Below are 16,862 nucleotides of genomic sequence, written 5' to 3' on the forward strand. Positions count from 1 at the left end.
CGTACGGTCAGTCCTCCTCGGAGCCCTTGGGCGGCTGGTGGCCGTTCCGGGTGTGGCCACGCAGCCGGCCGGTGATGTCCTCCGGGGGCAGGAAGCGGGACCAGCGCTCGGGGAACTCGGACGGCATGTCCGGGTCGTCCGGGTCGGCGTCGCGCAGCCCGGCCGCCCAGGCGACGTAGTCCGCGACCTGGGCCTCCCGCTGGCGCTCGTTGGCCTCGCGGGCGGCGGCGGTCGCGGCGGCGGGCCAGACCCGGTCGATGGCGGCGTTGACCGCGGCGCCGACCAGCACGGCGAAGGCGGACACGCCGATCCACAGCAGCACGGCGACGGCGGCGGCGAGGGAGCCGTAGATGGTGGCGCCCTCGATGGTGTGGGTGAGGTAGACGCGCAGCAGGAGGCTGCCGAGGACCCACATGGCGAGGGCGACCAGCGCGCCGGGCACGTCCTCGATCCAGGGCGAGCGGACCGGGACGGAGACGTGGTAGAGCGTGGTCAGGAAGACGATGGAGAGCACGATGACGACCGGCCAGTACAGCACTTGGACGACCGTCGCCGACCAGGGCAGCACCCCGACCACCGCGTCCGGTCCGGCCACCATCAGCGGCAGCGCGACCGAGCCGATCAGCAGGGCGACCACGAACAGCAGGAACGCCATGATCCGGGTCTTGACGATGCCCCGGACGCCGTCGAGGCCGTACATCACGGTGATGGTGTCGATGAAGACGTTCACCGCGCGCGAGCCCGACCAGAGGGCGAACAGGAAGCCGATGGAGATGACGTCGGGCCGGCCGCCCTTCATCACGTCGTCCAGGATCGGCTCGGCGATCTCCTTGACGCCCTTGTCGGACAGGACGGTGCGGGAGGCTTCGAGGAGGTTGGTCTCCAGGCTGTGGATGGTGTCGGCGCCGGTCCAGTCGTCGACGTAGCCGAGCAGGCCGATGAGGCTGAGCAGCAGCGGGGGCACGGAGAGCAGCGTGAAGAACGCGGCCTCGGCGGCGAGGCCCAGGATGCGGTACTCCATGCAGGAATTGACGGTGTCCGTCAGCAGCAGCCAGACCGTCCTCCGTTTGGAGACGTTCCGGTAGAGAGCCTTGGCCCGGTGGAGGCGACCGTGGGGCCGCTTGGAGGAATCGCTTGCTGACTGCACGTCCTAACGGTATCCGCCGCACCACCCGCCCCTCACCTCGCGGGGGCGCGCTCCGCGGCGGCCGGCCACCGGTGCGGCGCCGCGGGGGTGGTGCCGCGCCGACTCGGCACCGCCCCCACGACACGGGCCCGCGACGGGGCGTCGACGCCGCCCACGGGCGGCGCGGGACCCAAGTCTCCCGCCGCTCCTCCGGGTTCACCAGGGTTGCAGGGGGTTGCAACTTGTCGCCGACAGTGCGCGGAGGGTGTTCCCCGACCCCGGAACGACGGCAGTATGGGGGCGTCGGCCGACCGGAAACCGCCGTCCGGACGGCTTGACAGGCCGTGCGCGCTGTCCGGACAGGGAAGGACTCCCGTGGTGAACCCGCCGAGGGACGTGGGGCGTCCGACCGCCGCCGACGCGCCGCGCACCGCGCGGCTGCTCGCGCAGGTCCGTGAGGCGACGCTCGCCGGGCGATCTGCGCCGATGGCGCCCCGGCCGGTGATCGGACAGTCCTGGGACCGCATGCTGCGCGACGGTGTCGACCCCGACCGGGACGTGAGGGCGGGGCTGTTGACGGCCGAGGAGGTGCGCCGCCGGCGGGAGGAGTCGCCCCTCGCCCGCGTCCTGCCGGTGCTGCGCGAGGGGCTTCTTTCGGTCGCGGACGTGGCCCGGCACATCATGGTCGTCGCGGACGCGGACAGCCGGGTGCTGTGGCGGGAGGGCTCGCCGGCGGTGCTGCGCCGGGCGGACGGGCTCGGTTTCGAGACCGGCGCCGACTGGAGCGAGGCGGTGGTGGGCACCAACGGGGTCGGTACCCCGGCGGTGGTACGGCGGCCGGTCCAGGTGTTCGCCGCCGAGCACTTCGTCCGCTCGCACGCCTCCTGGACCTGTGCGGGCGCACCGGTCACCGATCCCAGGGACGGGCGGCTGATCGGTGTGGTGGATGTCAGCGGCCCACTGGAGAGCATGCATCCGGCGACCCTCGCCTGGGTGGAGTCGGTCGCCCGGCTCGCCGAGGCCCGGCTGCGCGAGTTGCACCTCGACTCCCTGGAGCGGCTGCGGTCGGTGGCCGCGCCGGTGCTGGCCCGGCTGACCGGGCCCGCGCTCGTGGTGGACCGGGACGGCTGGTCGGCGGCGGTGACGGGGATGCCGTACGTACGGCGGGTCGCGCTGCCCAAGTCGTTCTCACCGGGGCGGCGTCGGGTGCCGGGGCTGGGGGCGTGCGCGGTGGAGCCGCTGGCCGGGGGCTGGTTGCTGCGGGCGTCCGCCGAAACACTTCTCGGAGCGGGAAGGTTGGTGCTCGACCTGTCCCGGCCGGAGCGCCGGCTGCTCACGGTGTCCGACGCGGGCGGCACCTGGACTCGCGAACCCAGCCAGCGGCACGCGGAGTTGCTGTACCTGCTCGTGGCCCAGCGCGCGGGGCGCAGCGCTGCGGGGCTGGCCGAGGACGTGTTCGGCGACCCCACCCGCACGGTCACCGTCCGCGCGGAGATGTCGCGGGTACGCCGATATCTCGGGGCGCTCCTCCTGCATCGGCCGTACCGGCTGCGGGAGGACGCCGAGGCGGAGGTGCTGCTCCCGGACGACCCCCGTGACCTGCTGCCGCGTTCCACGGCACCGGGGGTGGCGGTGCGCCGCACGGCTCACGGGACGCGTTGAGCGCCCCCTTTCACGCCGGGCGCCTCCTGCCGCACACCGGGCGCCTGCCGCGTATTTGCGGCCTCTTGGCCCCGGCGCGCCGCGTGCTGCCGTAGCATCCGAGGCGGGTCCGCCCCGTGCCGGGTGAGCAACACGACCATCATCGGGCACAGTTGGCCCGCCTCGGGAGGAGACATGAAGCAACGCGGCAGGCACCGCAGGCGCAGACGGGGCCTGGCGTTGCGCGCGGCCCTCACCGGGACCGGGCTGGCGCTCACCGCGGCGGCCACGCTGATCAGCACCTCCCAGGCCGAGGTCGCCGGCAACCCCGGCGCGCTCAAGCCGCTCACCTCCGCCTCCGACACCGCCCCGTTGCGCCTCCAGGAGCGCCTGGAGCCCGCCCCCGTGCTGAACCGGCTCTCCGCCGCCATGGGCCGCCCGGTCGGCGTGGACACCGTGCTCGGCGACGCCGACCGCCGGATGCGTACGGGCGCCGACTGCGCGGGCGACGACCGCTCCTCCCTGCCCCTGACCCCCGAGGCCACCCGCTCCTACTGCTGGGACCCGGCCGACACCGCCGACAGCGCCTGGCGCCCCGCCGCCGTGACGACCTCCGGCGACGCCGACGAGGACGGCGTCTGGGGCAGCCACCGCGTCGTGCTCACCGGCTGGACGCACGCCACCGACACCGGGCGCGTGGCCGAACGCGGCCTGACCCGCGTCGCCTTCACGGATCTCGACGACCCCGCCCGCCCGGTCTACCGCTGGGTCCTGCTGGTGGTGCCGGCCGACGGCGGCCGGGACTACCGGGCCCTGACCTCGGGCGTCTCCGGCATGGTCTGGAACCACGGCAAGCTGCTCGTCACCGCGTCCGACGGCGGCGCCGAGGCGCTCTACGTCTACGACCTGGACCGCATTCAGCGCACCACCACCAACGAGCCCGCCGTCGGCCGGGTGCCGCACGGCTGGTCGGCCGCCGGGTACCGGTACGTGCTGCCCGCCGTGGGCTCCTACCGCTACACCCGCGGCCGCTGCGAAGACGGCCGGCCGCCCTGTCCCGGCCCGCTGGCGCTGGACCGGAGCACCTCCCCGGACAGCCTGGTCGCGGCCGAGCGCACCTCCCCGGACGGGGCACGGCGCGCCCGGCTGTGGCGGTACGCCTTCAGCGCGGCCCCGGCGCGGGCCGGGCTGCTCGCCACCGATTCCGCCGGGCACGCCGACGCCGTCGAGGTGTTCCGGACCAAGGCGCGGGGGGTGCGGGGAGTGCTGTCGTACCGGCCCGCCGGGGCCGAGGGCGCGTCCTGGTACACCGGCCAGCTGCCCGGCGGCGAGGACGGCCGGGGCGGGCTGTGGCGCCAGGACGCGGACGGTGCGAAGGGGGCGCGGTGCGGGTCGGACGGCTCGCACCACTGCTGGACCGAGTCGGCGGTGTCACTCTCGTACTGGCAGGAGACGGGCGAGGTGTGGTCGCTGTCCGACCGGATGCTGTTCGCCGTCCCGCTGGCCTCGCTGGAACGCTCGCTGGACTGAGCCGTGATCCCGCCGGCGGCGATCGACAGTCCGACGGGCGGGATGATTCCCTGAGCCCATGAGCAGCGTCCCTGTCACCACCTGGTCCCTGGAACAGACCTCGCCGTCCGACCTCCTGCCCGCCGCGGCGCCCGAGGGCGACGCGGTGCGGATCGTACGGGCCGAGGTGCCGTCCCCCGAGTTCAGCCGGTTCCTGTACGCCTCGGTCGGCGGCGACATCCGCTGGACCGACCGGCTCGGCTGGACCCACGCCCGGTGGCGGGAGTACCTCGGGCGCCCCGGCGTGGAGACCTGGGTGGCGTACGAGCGGGGCACACCGGCCGGGTACCTCGAGCTGGAGGCGACCGGGGAGGGCGTGGTGGAGATCGCCTACTTCGGGCTGCTGCCCGCGTCCCGGGGACGCAGGATCGGCGGGCACCTGCTGTCGGTGGGGACGGCGCGCGCCTGGGACCTGGCGACGCGGTGGCCGGATCTGACCCCGGTGAAGCGGGTGTGGCTGCACACGTGCAGCAAGGACGGCCCGTACGCGCTGGACAACTATCTGCGGCGCGGCTTCACGCTGTTCGACACCAGGGTGGAGCTGGAGGCGGACCTCCCGACGCCCGGACCGTGGCCGGGGGCGTTCCTGGGCGACTGAGCGGCGCCCGCCCGGCGCCCGCCCCTCCTTGTTGTCTCGGTATTCAGAATAGATCCGTCCAGATGACGGACAATGCTGGACTGCCCGGAGACGTGCGTGACACGCTGCCGTCATGTCTGGAACTGGAATCGCCTTGGTGAGTCGACGCCACGTCGACCTCGGCCGCATGTCCAGCGCCATGTGTCGGGCGAGCTGAGCACTCCAGCACCGCCGGCCTCTGCTCCACCCCCCCGTTCAGCGCAACGCCGCGCAGGTGTGCCCGCGTGCGCAGAAGCGCGCAGGCCAGAGCTGATTTTCCGCCTGTTCCTAAGGACGTAGAAACCATGGCCCCCAGTCCCCAGGACCCCGCTGCCGCCGCGCCCCGCCGCAAGGTGAGTCGTCACCGTGGTGAGGGCCAGTGGGCGGCGGGACACCACACCCCGCTCAACGGCAACGAACAGTTCAAGAAGGACGACGACGGTCTCAACGTGCGGACACGCATTGAGACGATCTACTCCAAGCGGGGATTCGACTCCATCGACCCCAACGACCTGCGCGGCCGTATGCGCTGGTGGGGTCTGTACACCCAGCGCAAGCCCGGTATCGACGGCGGCAAGACCGCGGTGCTCGAACCGGAGGAGCTGGACGACAAGTACTTCATGCTGCGCGTCCGCATCGACGGCGGCCGGCTGACCACCGCCCAGCTGCGGGTGATCGGCGAGGTCTCGCAGGAGTTCGCGCGCGGCACCGCCGACATCACCGACCGGCAGAACATCCAGTTGCACTGGATCAGGATCGAGGACGTGCCGGAGATCTGGCGGCGCCTGGAGGATGTCGGGCTGTCCACCACGGAGGCGTGCGGCGACACCCCCCGCGTGATCCTCGGCTCGCCGGTCGCGGGGATCGCCGAGGACGAGATCATCGACGGCACCCCGGCCATCGAGGAGATCCAGCGCCGGGTCATCGGCAACAAGGCGTTCTCCAACCTGCCGCGCAAGTTCAAGTCGGCGATCTCCGGCTCCCCTTTGCTGGACGTGGCGCACGAGATCAACGACATCGCGCTGGTCGGCGTGGAACACCCCGAGCACGGGCCGGGCTTCGACCTGTGGGTGGGCGGCGGTCTGTCCACCAACCCGAAGATCGGCGTCCGGCTGGGCGCCTGGGTGCCGCTCGACGAGGTGGCCGACGTCCACGAGGGCGTCATCTCGATCTTCCGGGACTACGGCTACCGCAGGCTCCGCAACCGCGCCCGGCTGAAGTTCCTGGTCGCGGACTGGGGCCCGGAGAAGTTCCGGCAGGTGCTGGAGGACGAATACCTCGGCCGCAAGCTGCTCGACGGCCCGGCGCCCGAGCAGCCGGTGGAACGCTGGCGCGACCACGTCGGTGTGCACCGCCAGCGCGACGGCCGCTTCTACGTCGGGTTCGCCCCGCGCGTCGGCCGGGTCGACGGCGCCACGCTGGCGAAGATCGCCGCAGTCGCCGAGGAGCACGGCTCCGGACGGGTCCGCACCACCACCGAGCAGAAGATGATCGTGCTCGACGTCGAGGGCGACCAGGTCGACTCCCTCGTCGCCGGCCTGGAGGCGCTGGACCTCCGGGTCAGCCCCTCGCCGTTCCGGCGCGGCACGATGGCCTGCACCGGCATCGAGTTCTGCAAGCTGGCCATCGTCGAGACCAAGGCGCGCGGCAGTGCCCTCATCGACGAACTGGAGCGCCGCCTGCCGGAGTTCGAGGAGCCGATCACCATCAACCTCAACGGCTGCCCGAACGCCTGTGCCCGCATCCAGGTGGCGGACATCGGCCTCAAGGGCCAGTTGGTGGTGGACGAGGACGGCAACCAGGTCGAGGGCTACCAGGTGCACCTGGGCGGCGCGCTCGGTCTGGAGGCGGGCTTCGGCCGCAAGGTGCGCGGTCTGAAGGTGACGTCGAAGGAGCTGCCCGACTACGTCGAGCGTGTCCTGCGCCGCTTCGAGGCCGAGCGCGCGGACGGCGAGCGGTTCGCCGTGTGGGCCGCGCGGGCCAGTGAGGAGGCGCTGTCGTGAGCGAGCGTGCCGCACCGTTCCACTGCCCCTACTGCGGGGACGAGGACCTGCGCCCGAGCGAGGAGGGCCACGGCGCCTGGGAATGCGGAGCCTGCAATCGCGCCTTTCGGCTGAAGTTCCTCGGGCTGCTCGCCCGGGGGCTGAAGCGGGGCGACGACGGAGGGGACGACCGGATATGACGACCGCTCAGACGGAGCGTACCGAGGACGAGTTGAGGGAACTGGCCGAGCGGGCGGGCCGTGAGCTGGAGGACGCGCCCGCACTGGAGGTGCTGCGCTGGGCGGTGGACACCTTCGGTGAGAGGTTCTGCGTGACCTCCTCCATGGAGGACGCCGTGGTGGCCCACCTCGCCGCACGGGTGCGCCCCGGCGTGGACGTGGTGTTCCTCGACACCGGTTACCACTTCCCGGAGACCATCGGCACCCGTGACGCCGTCGACGCCGTGATGGACGTCAACGTCATCACGCTCACCCCCGAGCGGACGGTGGCCGAGCAGGACGCGGAGCACGGGCCCCGGCTGCACGACCGCGACCCCGACCTGTGCTGCGCCCTGCGTAAGGTCAAGCCGCTCGAAGCGGGCCTGAGGGGCTATCAGGCGTGGGCGACCGGACTGCGCCGGGACGAGTCGCCGACGCGGGCGAACACCCCGGTCGTCGGCTGGGACGCCCGGCGCCGCAAGGTCAAGGTCTCCCCCATCGCCCGCTGGACCCAGGACGACGTGGACGCCTACGTCGCCGAACACGGCGTGCTGACCAACCCGTTGCTGATGGACGGCTACGCCTCGGTGGGCTGCGCCCCCTGCACCCGCCGGGTGCTGGAGGGCGAGGACGCACGGGCCGGCCGCTGGGCCGGGCGCGGCAAGACCGAGTGCGGGCTGCACGGATGACGACCGATCGATACGAGGAGCGAGAACACGTGACGACCGGGGCCACCGTCTGGCTCACTGGTCTGCCGAGCGCGGGCAAGACCACCATCGCCACCGAACTGGCCGTCCGCCTGCGGGCCGGGGGACGGCGCGTGGAGGTGCTCGACGGCGACGAGATCCGCGAGTTCCTCTCGGCCGGACTCGGCTTCGCCCGCGAGGACCGGCACACCAACGTCCAGCGCATCGGCTTCGTGGCCGAACTCCTCGCGCGCAACGGCGTGCTGGCGCTGGTCCCGGTGATCGCGCCCTACGCGGACAGCCGGGACACGGTGCGCAAGCGGCACGCGGCGAACGGCACCCCGTACCTGGAGGTCCATGTGGCGACGCCGGTCGAGGTGTGCGGCGAGCGGGATGTGAAGGGGCTGTACGCCCGGCAGGCCGCGGGCGAGCTGACCGGGCTCACCGGTGTGGACGACCCGTACGAGGAGCCGGCGGCGCCGGACCTGCGGATCGAGACGCAGGATCAGAGCGTCACGCAGTCGGCGGCCGCGGTGCACGCCCTGCTCGGCGAGAGGGGACTGGCATGACGACCGTCGCCGAGGTGACGGGGGGCGGCGAGGGCACGGACAGCCCGTACGCCCTCTCCCACCTGGACGCGCTGGAGTCCGAGGCGGTGCACATCTTCCGTGAGGTGGCAGGCGAGTTCGAGAACCCGGTGATCCTGTTCTCCGGGGGCAAGGACTCGATCGTCATGCTGCACCTGGCGCTGAAGGCGTTCGCGCCCGCGGCCGTGCCCTTCGCCCTGCTCCATGTGGACACCGGACACAACTTCCCCGAGGTGCTCGAGTACCGGGACCGTGTGGTGGCCGCACATGGGCTGCGCCTCCATGTGGCCTCCGTACAGGACTACATCGACCGGGGTGTACTCAAGGAACGTCCCGACGGCACCCGCAACCCGCTGCAGACGCTGCCGCTGACGGAGAAGATCCAGAGCGAGCGGTTCGACGCGGTGTTCGGCGGCGGGCGGCGCGACGAGGAGAAGGCACGCGCCAAGGAGCGGGTGTTCTCGCTGCGCGACGAGTTCTCCCAGTGGGACCCGCGCCGCCAGCGCCCGGAGCTGTGGAACCTGTACAACGGCCGCCACGCCCCCGGTGAGCACGTCCGGGTGTTCCCGCTGTCCAACTGGACCGAGCTGGACGTGTGGCAGTACATCGCCCGCGAGGGGATCGAGCTGCCGGAGATCTACTTCGCGCACGAGCGCGAGGTCTTCTCCCGCAGCGGCATGTGGCTGACCGCCGGCGAGTGGGGCGGCCCGCGGGAGAGCGAGCCGGTCCAGAAGCGGCTGGTGCGCTACCGCACCGTGGGCGACATGTCCTGCACCGGCGCGGTCGACTCCGACGCCACCACGCTGGAGGCGGTCATCACCGAGATCGCCGCGTCCCGGCTCACCGAGCGGGGCGCCACCCGCGCCGACGACAAGCTCTCCGAGGCCGCGATGGAAGACCGCAAGCGCGAGGGGTACTTCTGACCATGAGCACGATCACCGCCGAGGCGCTGTCGGCCACCACCCTGCTCCGGTTCGCCACCGCGGGCTCCGTCGACGACGGCAAGTCCACCCTGGTCGGACGGCTGCTGCACGACTCCAAGTCGGTCCTGGTGGACCAGTTGGAGGCCGTGGAGCGGGCGTCCGCGAGCCGGGGCCAGGAGGCGCCGGACCTGGCGCTGCTCACCGACGGCCTGCGGGCCGAGCGGGAACAGGGCATCACCATCGACGTGGCCTACCGCTACTTCGCCACCCCGCGCCGCCGCTTCATCCTGGCCGACACGCCGGGACACGTGCAGTACACCCGGAACATGGTCACCGGCGCCTCCACCGCCGAGCTGACCGTGGTCCTGGTCGACGCCCGCAACGGCGTGGTCGAGCAGACCCGCCGGCACGCGGCCATCGCCGCCCTGCTGCGCGTGCCGCACGTGGTGCTCGCGGTGAACAAGATGGACCTGGTCGGCTACGAGGAGCGCGTCTTCGCCGCCATCGCCGAGGAGTTCACGGCGTACGCGACCGAGCTGGGCGTCCCCGAGGTCACCGCGATCCCGATCTCGGCGCTCGCCGGGGACAACGTGGTCGACGCCTCCGCCCGGATGGACTGGTACGGCGGCCCGACCGTGCTGGAGCACCTGGAGACGGTGCCGGTCAGCCACGACCTGGCGCACTGCCACGCCCGGCTGCCGGTGCAGTACGTGATCCGCCCGCAGACCGCCGAACTCCCCGACTACCGGGGGTACGCCGGACAGATCGCGTCCGGCACCTTCCGGGTGGGCGAGGAGGTCACGGTGCTGCCGTCGGGCCGCACCAGCCGGATCGCCGGGATCGACCTCCTGGGCGAGCCGGTGGACGTGGCCTGGACCACCCAGTCGGTGACCGTGCTGCTGGCGGACGACGTGGACGTCTCGCGCGGCGACCTGATCGTGCCGAGCAAGGACGCGCCCGCGACCACGCAGGACGTGGAGGCGACCGTCTGCCATGTGGCCGACCAGCCGCTGACCGTGGGCCACCGGGTACTGCTCAAGCACGGCACCCGTACGGTCAAGGCGATCGTCAAGGACATCCCGTCCCGGCTCACCCTGGCCGACCTGTCCCTGCACCCCCATCCGGGGACGCTCGCCGCCAACGACATCGGCCGGGTGAAGATCCGTACCGCAGAGCCGCTGCCGGTCGACTCCTACGCCGACTCGCGCCGCACCGGGTCCTTCATCCTGATCGACCCGGCCGACGGCACGACGCTCACCGCGGGCATGGTCGGCGAGTCCTTCGCCGCGCCCGAGCCGGTCGCGGAAGCCGACGACGACGGGTGGGACTTCTGACCATGCAGACCACCGAGGTCTTCTCGACGTTCGCCAAGGAGGGCGGCCGCATCGGCAGCGGCGCGCTCGGCTCCGGGCAGGGCGGGGTCGCGCGATGTGCGCGCTGACGTACGCGCACCGCTCGCGCGCCCTGCTCCCCCACGCCATGCCCTCCCCCCACCCGACGACGTCCCGGTTGCGACGACGAAGACCCATCGACCTCCCGGCCACGGCCTGACACCGTGACCGCCGGGCCGACGAGAGGAAACGCCTCCCGTGCCTGCCACCCGTTCGCCGCTGCCGCGCCGCGGTCTCACCGTCCTCGCCGTACTCCCCCTGCTGGCCCTCGCGGCCTGCGGTTACGGGTCCGAGGCCAAGGACGACGCCGCCAACCAGAAGGTCGCCTCCGGAGCCAAGAAGATCGACGGCCTGGACTCCGTCAAGATCGGCTACTTCGGCAACCTCACCCACGCCACCGCGCTGGTCGGCCGCCAGCAGGGCCTCTTCCAGAAGGAACTGGGCGCCACCAAGGCCGACTACGCCACCTTCAACGCGGGCCCCTCCGAGATCGAGGCGCTCAACTCCGGCTCCATCGACATCGGCTGGATCGGCCCCTCCCCCGCCATCAACGGCTACACCAAGTCCGGCGGCCGCAGCCTGAAGATCATCGGCGGTTCGGCGTCCGGCGGGGTGAAGCTGGTCGTGAACCCCAAGAAGATCAAGTCGCTGAAGGACGTCAAGGGCAAGCGGATCGCCACGCCCCAGCTCGGCAACACCCAGGACGTCGCCTTCCTCAACTGGGCGGCGGAGCAGGGCTACCGGGTCGACGCGCAGAGCGGCAAGGGTGACGTCACCGTGGTCCGCAGCGACAACAAGGTGACCCCGGACGCCTTCAAGGCCGGTTCCCTGGACGGTGCGTGGGTGCCGGAGCCGACCGCGTCCAAGCTGGTCGCCGAGGGCGGCAAGGTGTTGCTGGACGAGTCCGACCTGTGGCCGGACAAGAAGTTCGTGATCACCAACGTGATCGTGTCGCAGAAGTTCCTCAAGGCCCACCCGAAGGCCGTCGAGGCGATCCTGCGGGCCTCGGTGCGCACCAATAAGTGGATCAAGGCCAACCCGGACAAGGCGAAGGAGTCGGCGAACAAGCAGTTGCAGGCCGACTCCGGCAAGGCGCTGGCTCCGGCCGTGCTGGACCCGGCGTGGAAGTCGATCCAGACCACGGACGACCCGCTGGCCGCGACCCTGGGCACCGAGGCCGACCACGCGGTCAAGGCGGGCCTGCTGGCCAAGCCCGACCTCAAGGGCATCTACGACCTGACCCTGCTCAACAAGGTCCTCGGCGCCGAGGGCGCCCCCAAGGTCGACGCCGCCGGGCTCGGCACCGACTGACCGACGCCAACCGATGAGTCCCCAGGAGGTGACGACCATGGCCACCACCCTCACCACGGCCGGCCCGGCGGTCGAGTACGCCGCCCGCCTCGACCACGTCTCCAAGTCCTTTCCGGGCCCGGGCGGACAGCAGCTCGTGCTGGACGACATCAACCTCGATGTCGCGCCCGGCGAGTTCGTCACCCTCCTGGGGGCCTCGGGCTGCGGCAAGTCGACCCTGCTCAACCTGGTGGCGGGCCTGGACCGGCCCAGCGCCGGGTCCATCGACACCGACGGCCGTCCGGCCCTGATGTTCCAGGAGCACGCCCTCTTCCCGTGGCTGACCGCGGGCAAGAACATCGAACTCGCCCTGCGCCTGCGGGGCGTGCCCAAGGGCGAGCGCCGCGACAAGGCCGAGTCACTGCTCGAACTCGTCAGGCTGGGCGGCGCGTACGGCAAGCGGGTGCACGAACTCTCCGGCGGTATGCGGCAGCGGGTGGCGCTGGCCCGCGCGCTGGCGCAGGAGAGCGGACTGCTGCTGATGGACGAGCCGTTCGCGGCCCTCGACGCCATCACCCGCGACGTGCTGCACGACGAGCTGACCCGCGTCTGGACGGAGACCGGCCTGTCCGTGCTCTTCGTGACGCACAACGTGCGCGAGGCGGTACGACTGGCCCAGCGGGTCGTGCTGCTGTCCTCCCGACCGGGCAAGGTCGCCCACGAGTGGACGGTGGACATCCCGCAGCCCCGCCGCATTGAGGACGCCCCCGTGGCGGAACTGTCCCTGGAGATCACCGAGGCACTGCGAGGGGAGATCCGCCGCCATGGCCAGCACTGAGACGACACCGGCTCCCGGCACGGGGAGCGTGGAGGCGGGCCTCGACGCCCTGGAGACCCCGCGGGGCGCACGGGTGCCGCTGAGGCAGACCCTGGTCACCAAGGTGCTGCCGCCGGTCACCGCCGTGCTGGTGGTGCTGCTGGTCTGGCAGGCCCTGGTGTCCTTCGGGGTCGTCACCGACCCCACCAAGCTGCCCGCGCCGAGGGCGGTGTGGGAGGCGGTCCAGCGGGACTGGCTGGAGGGCAAGCTCCTCGGCTACATCTGGACCAGCGTCTCGCGCGGTCTGCTGGGCTTCGGTCTGGCCCTGCTCATCGGCACCCCGCTGGGCCTGCTGGTGGCACGGGTGAAGTTCGTGCGCGCAGCCCTCGGGCCGATCCTGTCGGGCCTCCAGTCGCTGCCCTCGGTGGCCTGGGTGCCCCCGGCGGTGATCTGGCTGGGGCTGAACAACTCGATGATGTACGCGGTGATCCTGCTCGGCGCCGTGCCCTCCATCGCCAACGGCCTGGTGTCCGGCATCGACCAGGTGCCCCCGCTGTTCCTGCGGGCGGGCCGCACCATGGGCGCCGGCGGGCTGCGCGGTGTCTGGCACATCACGCTGCCCGCCGCGCTGCCCGGCTATGTGGCCGGGATGAAGCAGGGCTGGGCGTTCTCCTGGCGCTCGCTGATGGCGGCCGAGATCATCGCGTCCTTCCCCGATCTGGGCGTCGGCCTCGGCCAGTTGCTGGAGAACGGCCGCAACGCCCTGGACATGGCGATGGTGTTCGAGGCCATCCTGCTGATCCTGTTCGTCGGCATCGCGGTCGACCTGCTGATCTTCAGTCCGCTGGAGCGGTGGGTGCTGCGCAGCCGGGGCCTGCTGGTGAAGAGCTGAACTCCCATGCACCACACACCCGTTCTCCTGATCGTCGCCCACGGCAGCCGCGACCCCCGGCACGCCGCGACCGTGCACGCCCTGGTGGCGCGGGTGAGGGCGATGCGGCCGGACCTCAGGGTGGTGACCGGCTTCCTCGACTTCAACGTGCCCTCGGTCGGCGGCGTGCTCCAGTCGCTGGCGGCCGACGGGGTGCGCGAGGTGGTGGCGCAGCCGCTGCTGCTGACCCGCGCCTTCCACGCCAAGGCCGACATCCCGGCCGTGCTGCGGGAGGCGCCGCGCGGGATGCGGGTCCGGCAGGCCGACGTGCTCGGTCCGTCGCCGCTGCTGGTCTCGGCGCTCGAACGGCGCCTGTCCGAGGCGGGACTGGACCCCGCCGACAAGTCCTCGACCGGGGTCGTGCTGGCCTCGGCGGGGTCCTCCGACGCGGAGGCGATCGCGGTGATCGCCGACATCGCGCGGGAGTGGTGGCGCACCGGTTGGCGCGCCGTGCGACCCGCGTTCGCCTCCGCCCGCCTCCCGCGCACCGAGGACGCCGTGCGCGAGCTGCGCGCCCAGGGGTGCGAGCGCGTGGCCGTCGCACCCTACGTGCTGGCGCCGGGCTTCCTGCCCGACCGGATCGCGCGGGGCGCGGCCGACGCGGACGTCCTGGCCGAGGTGCTGGGCCCGGCGCCGGAGGTGGCGCGGGTGCTGCTCGACCGCTACACCGAGGCGCTGCGGACGGTTCCGGTGGCCGTGGGGGCCTAGGCGGTGTCTTCAAATGATCTTGGGTGGTGAATCACGGGGTCGTGATACGTCGTCATGAGTTGTCCGATGCCGAGTGGGAGTTCGTCCGGGCGTTGCTGCCCGAGTCGATGCGGGGGCGGAAACGGCTGGACGACCGCAGGGTCCTGAACGGGATCGTGTGCAAGTTCCGGACCGGGACCGCCTGGCGGGACGTGCCCGAGCGATACGGGCCGTGGGCCACGCTCCACATCCGCAGGTGGGCGACGGACGGCACGTTCGACCGGATGCTCCGGGCCGCCCAGGCGAAAGCCGACGCAGCAGGCGACGTCGAATGGCTGGTGTCGGTCGACTCCACGATCGTTCGCGCCCACCAGCACGCGGCCGGGGCCCGAAAAAGGGGCTCCGCGACCCGGCCCTCGGCCGGTCCAGAGGCGGCCTGACCAGCAAAATCCACCTGGCCTGCGACGGATCGGGCCGCCCGCTCGCATTCGTCGTCACGGGCGGCAACATCAACGACTGCACCCAGTTCACCGCGGTCATGGACGCGATCAGAGTGCCACGCATCGGATCCGGACGGGCCCGCATCCGGCCCGATCACGTCCTCGGCGACACGGGCTACAGCTGGAAAGCGATCCGCACCTGGCTCCGCCGGCGGCGCATCTCCCACACGATCCCCGAGCGGGCAGACCAGGCCCGCAACCGGGCCCGGCGATGGAGTAACGGAGGCCGGCTTTCGACCGCGAGGTCTATAAGCATCGCAACGTCGTGGAACGGTGCTTCAACCGCTTGAAGCAGTGGCGGGGCATGCCACCCGGTCTGACAAGACCGCCCAGCCCTACGAAGCTGCGGTCGCCCTCGCATCACTCCTGATGTGGGCGTGATCCTCTCGCCTGGCTTCCCGGGTGCTGTCGACGAGTTGATCGCAATCAGCGTGTATCAAAAGCCCAGACGGTCCGGGACATCGCCCATCGTGCAGAGCGCCGTGACCTGCTCCTGCAAACGGCTTAGGGCGTCCATGAGGGAAAGTTGATCGATCCGCTCGAAATAGAGGGTGTGGACGTCGGCTCCGAACTCTCCGAAGGGTCGCTCAAGGTCGACATCCACCATGGCTTGAACGATGCACCCGGCCGAGGTGATGGTCACTCCTGCCGAAAATCGCAGCTCACTGACATCGGCATCACCCTCCGCGAGGAAGCTGAAGCGGTGGTGGAGCCGCAGTTCAGGTCCTGCGGCATGCTTCTCGATCAAAATGGCAGGCACCAGCCCGGACTCATGTCCGAAGTTGTGCGCGAGGTAGAGCTGAGTGGTGAAATCGTCCAGTTGCTTGTGCAGTCGGTGCATCAGGGTCAGCAAGAGAGCCGTGCTTTCGGCATCGTCCGCGCCGGTGACGTTCAACATCGGTCCATCATCAGCCAGGCGCAGCGGCGCTGGCACGTGAGATTCGTTGACCAGGCAGTCCGTCCTCCGCGTCGGTCAGCCCAACCTCACGGGCCGCAACCCTTTTGACGACACGGCCTAGAGCCTGTCCCATGGGTCAGGTGACCGCCAAGTTGAAGGGCAGTGCCTGCTTCCGTAAGGCCACGGTCTGCGAAGCCCGGCACTGCCGGCGTCCGCCGCCTGCTCCAGCAGCCCGGCGAGGGCGGTCTCGGCGGTGTCGGGAACCTTGGTGAAGGGCGGCAGCCCCGCGTTCCGGCAGCCCTGCCTCAGCCGTGGTAGAGCACGCGTACGACCATCGTGTCCGGCGTGCGGGAATCCAGGTACTCGTTGAAGTACCGGTACCGTTCGGGCCCGGCGATGACGAGCCAGCGGCCGTCCAGGGTCAGCAGCGCGTTCGTGAGAAGCGCCTGGTCCGCGGCCTCCCGCAGGTGGGCGCCGAGGTCGCCCACCAGCCGGGCGGCTGGGTCGCCGCCCACCAGGTCCTCTAGTTCCGGCCGTTCGGCGAGCGCGACCAACGCCGGCTGGGTGCGGTAGTCCTCCACGGCCTGCGGCACCGGGTAGCCCTCGGGGTCCGCGTGGTGCCTGGCCCAGAAGTAACCCGACGGGCGCACCGGCGGATACCCGGCGGCGAACGCCTGCCAGGCCTCGAAGGCACCGCGCGCCTCCGCGGCCGCCCGCGCACGCGGAGTCTCCAGATCCAGCAACCCCCGCGGCCCGCCGTCGCACAGCGAGAGGGGAAGATCCCGCCGCTCCCCCGACAGCGTGTGGGTCGCCCGGACGAGACGCGGGTCGTCCTCGTGGCCCGCGACGACGGAGAACTCGCAGCCCCCTCCGTCGATCCGCCAGTAGTCCCACCAGGTCTCCACCTCCGGCTCCCCGGGGGCGAAACGGCGGCCGTACTCGTACGGAGCCATGGCGGCGCCGATCACCCCGGGCAGGTCCCCCGGCTCGCACCGTGGAA

General features: G+C 71.7%; 16 protein-coding genes and 1 pseudogene. 14 read left to right on the forward strand and 3 right to left on the reverse strand.

Annotation, left to right across the window (positions count from 1 at the left end):
* Positions 1–7: 7 nt before the first annotated feature.
* Positions 8–1,147, reverse strand: a complete 1,140-nt coding sequence (locus tag EV284_RS22070) for a YihY/virulence factor BrkB family protein (RefSeq protein WP_207229104.1) — start codon at positions 1,145–1,147, stop codon at positions 8–10.
* Positions 1,148–1,501: 354 nt separating this feature from the next.
* Here EV284_RS22070 and EV284_RS22075 point away from each other — a divergent pair, with 354 nt between their 5' ends.
* The 14 genes and pseudogenes from EV284_RS22075 to EV284_RS22145 all read left to right on the forward strand — a co-directional run bounded on the left by EV284_RS22075 (position 1,502) and on the right by EV284_RS22145 (position 15,345).
* The gene (locus EV284_RS22075) at positions 1,502–2,788 is read left to right on the forward strand and encodes a GAF domain-containing protein (protein ID WP_130336893.1); all 1,287 of its coding nucleotides are present in this window, start codon (positions 1,502–1,504) and stop codon (positions 2,786–2,788) included.
* 174 nt (positions 2,789–2,962) lie between these two features.
* Positions 2,963–4,297, forward strand: a complete 1,335-nt coding sequence (locus EV284_RS22080; RefSeq protein ID WP_130336895.1) for a hypothetical protein — start codon at positions 2,963–2,965, stop codon at positions 4,295–4,297.
* Between the two features lie 58 nt (positions 4,298–4,355).
* Entirely contained in the window at positions 4,356–4,934 is a 579-nt protein-coding gene (locus tag EV284_RS22085) for a GNAT family N-acetyltransferase (RefSeq protein WP_130336897.1), read from the forward strand.
* 323 nt (positions 4,935–5,257) lie between these two features.
* A complete protein-coding gene (locus EV284_RS22090; protein WP_130336899.1) occupies positions 5,258–6,955 on the forward strand; it encodes a nitrite/sulfite reductase in 1,698 nt (565 codons plus the stop codon).
* Positions 6,952–7,134, forward strand: a complete 183-nt coding sequence (locus tag EV284_RS22095) for a hypothetical protein (RefSeq protein WP_130336901.1) — start codon at positions 6,952–6,954, stop codon at positions 7,132–7,134. Before EV284_RS22090 ends, EV284_RS22095 begins: the two co-directional genes overlap by 4 nt.
* Positions 7,131–7,841 carry a phosphoadenylyl-sulfate reductase gene (locus tag EV284_RS22100; RefSeq protein WP_130336903.1) on the forward strand — a complete coding sequence of 237 codons (711 nt, stop codon included), beginning with the start codon at positions 7,131–7,133 and terminating at the stop codon, positions 7,839–7,841. The genes EV284_RS22095 and EV284_RS22100 overlap by 4 nt, the downstream gene beginning before the upstream one ends.
* A gap of 29 nt (positions 7,842–7,870) precedes the next feature.
* A complete protein-coding gene (gene cysC, locus EV284_RS22105; RefSeq protein WP_242625776.1) occupies positions 7,871–8,407 on the forward strand; it encodes an adenylyl-sulfate kinase in 537 nt (178 codons plus the stop codon).
* A complete protein-coding gene (cysD, locus tag EV284_RS22110; protein WP_130336906.1) occupies positions 8,404–9,348 on the forward strand; it encodes a sulfate adenylyltransferase subunit CysD in 945 nt (314 codons plus the stop codon). The genes cysC and cysD overlap by 4 nt, the downstream gene beginning before the upstream one ends.
* A 2-nt stretch (positions 9,349–9,350) precedes the next feature.
* Entirely contained in the window at positions 9,351–10,682 is a 1,332-nt protein-coding gene (locus tag EV284_RS22115) for a GTP-binding protein (protein ID WP_130336908.1), read from the forward strand.
* Between the two features lie 255 nt (positions 10,683–10,937).
* Positions 10,938–12,050: an aliphatic sulfonate ABC transporter substrate-binding protein gene (locus EV284_RS22125; RefSeq protein WP_130336912.1), complete on the forward strand. Its 1,113-nt coding sequence runs from the start codon at positions 10,938–10,940 to the stop codon at positions 12,048–12,050.
* Between the two features lie 37 nt (positions 12,051–12,087).
* Positions 12,088–12,867 (forward strand): ABC transporter ATP-binding protein, encoded by a 780-nt coding sequence (locus tag EV284_RS22130; RefSeq protein ID WP_130336914.1) that lies wholly within the window; start codon positions 12,088–12,090, stop codon positions 12,865–12,867.
* The gene (locus EV284_RS22135; protein ID WP_130336916.1) at positions 12,854–13,738 is read left to right on the forward strand and encodes an ABC transporter permease; all 885 of its coding nucleotides are present in this window, start codon (positions 12,854–12,856) and stop codon (positions 13,736–13,738) included. The genes EV284_RS22130 and EV284_RS22135 overlap by 14 nt, the downstream gene beginning before the upstream one ends.
* A gap of 6 nt (positions 13,739–13,744) precedes the next feature.
* A complete protein-coding gene (locus tag EV284_RS22140) occupies positions 13,745–14,485 on the forward strand; it encodes a sirohydrochlorin chelatase (RefSeq protein ID WP_130336918.1) in 741 nt (246 codons plus the stop codon).
* A gap of 41 nt (positions 14,486–14,526) precedes the next feature.
* A pseudogene (locus EV284_RS22145) lies at positions 14,527–15,345 on the forward strand (IS5 family transposase).
* 55 nt (positions 15,346–15,400) lie between these two features.
* Here the strand turns inward: EV284_RS22145 and EV284_RS22150 are convergent.
* Both EV284_RS22150 and EV284_RS22155 read right to left on the reverse strand, forming a co-directional pair.
* Positions 15,401–15,862 carry a hypothetical protein gene (locus EV284_RS22150; protein WP_130336920.1) on the reverse strand — a complete coding sequence of 154 codons (462 nt, stop codon included), beginning with the start codon at positions 15,860–15,862 and terminating at the stop codon, positions 15,401–15,403.
* A 305-nt stretch (positions 15,863–16,167) separates the two neighbouring features.
* Positions 16,168–16,815 carry a hypothetical protein gene (locus EV284_RS22155; protein ID WP_130336922.1) on the reverse strand — a complete coding sequence of 216 codons (648 nt, stop codon included), beginning with the start codon at positions 16,813–16,815 and terminating at the stop codon, positions 16,168–16,170.
* Positions 16,816–16,862 lie beyond the last annotated feature (47 nt).

The sequence above is a fragment of the Streptomyces sp. BK022 genome, from assembly GCF_004217355.1.
GTDB lineage: Bacteria > Actinomycetota > Actinomycetes > Streptomycetales > Streptomycetaceae > Streptomyces > Streptomyces griseoluteus.